The sequence below is a fragment of the Martelella alba genome, from assembly GCF_005217455.1.
Taxonomy (GTDB): domain Bacteria; phylum Pseudomonadota; class Gammaproteobacteria; order Enterobacterales; family Enterobacteriaceae; genus Acerihabitans.
This window is the reverse complement of record NZ_SZPQ01000125.1, coordinates 1-1,373: the sequence shown is the minus strand read 5'-3', so window position 1 is coordinate 1,373 and position 1,373 is coordinate 1. Positions and strand designations below refer to the sequence as shown.

The window sequence follows — 1,373 nt, the reverse complement described above, 5'->3', positions numbered from 1 at the left end:
GTCCGTCTGATACAGATGGACACCAAGGATATCTAACGGTTTCGTTTGGAAACAGACGGCGCTGGGCACACGCTTACCTTGTACCAGAGTATGTGTTTATACCAGCGGCAGCAGGGATTGGGCTGGCAGTATCCATGGCGGGCGGATCTTTCAAAAAATACGTCTGGGGCCATCATTTCCAACCCGACGGATACAATTCTCGCTGGCAGCGTTTATGCTGCGACAGATACCGTACATTGACTTTTCACTCACTAAATAGTTTACTTTTTTTATTATAGTTACACTCTGAGTGAATCTATGACATCAAAATTAAACTGGCTGTTGCAAAACACCTCTCCAGGAAGCCTGGTTTTACAATCGTGGCTGACCCGGAACAACATATCGCCTTCTCTGGCCTTTAAATATGCGCAAAATGGCTGGTTAATAAAACTGCGGGCTGGCGTTTATGCGCGCGCAGGACGAGAACCAGACTGGAGTGATGCGCTATGGTGTCTGCAAAGCCAGCTTGAAGCGCCGGTGCATCTGGCCGGACTGAGCAGTCTCTCCTGGCAGGGCCGTTCCCATTACCTACAGCTTAAGCAGCGTCAATGCTGGCTTAGCGTTGAAAACAAAGCGATATTGCCCAAATGGTTTAAAGAATTTCCCGGCGTTGAGTGGTTGGTGGTATCGGCTCTGAAGCTCCCTGAATTGAATGAAAAATACCGAACTGAGCTTGACGTTAAAGGAAAAAAAATAACCGCCAGTACGCCAGAACTGGCAGCCTACGAGCTATTAAGTGCAGTACCTCAGGAAATTTCATTTGAGCACGCTGCCGAGCTTTTTCAGGGACTAGTCAATCTCAACCCACGTAAAGTGGAGAAGCTGCTTACGCTCAGCCAGTCCGTACAAACCAAGCGCCTGTATCTGTTTTTCGCCAGTTTCTATGAACATGCATGGTTCAAACGCGTGGATACCAGCAAAATCGATCTGGGATCAGGCAACCGACAAGTCGTTGTTAATGGCAAGCTGAACACGCGATACCAGATTACTGTGCCCAAAAATTTTACTAAGAAGGGAATAAGCCATGGATAAAGCCTCCCCCTACTACCGCCAGGTCGCCCTGCTGGTGCGAGCATTACCCTATGTCGCTAACGAGCCCTGTTTTGCGCTGAAAGGCGGAACGGCGATCAACTTATTCATCCGTGATTTTCCCCGATTGTCCGTTGATATCGATCTGGCCTACATCCCGCTGGAAAGCAGAGAGGTTGCGTTGCCCAACGTGCGGGAAGCGCTCACCCGCATCGCCGCTGAACTGGAAGGGTAATCCCCCCATTTTTAACGGAGGTGATAAGTAGAATCAGGTCATGCGCTGAATATGCTGCATTGGTGTGAAG

The 1,373-nt window shown here is 49.2% G+C and carries 1 protein-coding gene and 1 pseudogene; both read left to right on the top strand.

Going from position 1 to position 1,373, the window contains the following annotated elements; genetic code table 11:
* The first annotated feature begins 297 nt into the window (after nt 1–297).
* On the top strand, nt 298–1,071 hold the full coding sequence (locus FCN80_RS25940) for a type IV toxin-antitoxin system AbiEi family antitoxin (RefSeq protein WP_136993242.1): 774 nt from the start codon (nt 298–300) through the stop codon (nt 1,069–1,071).
* Nucleotides 1,064–1,297 (top strand): annotated as a pseudogene (locus tag FCN80_RS25935) (nucleotidyl transferase AbiEii/AbiGii toxin family protein); the annotation flags it as partial. The gene FCN80_RS25940 and the pseudogene FCN80_RS25935, both read left to right, overlap by 8 nt.
* Between the last annotated feature and the right edge of the window lie 76 nt (nt 1,298–1,373).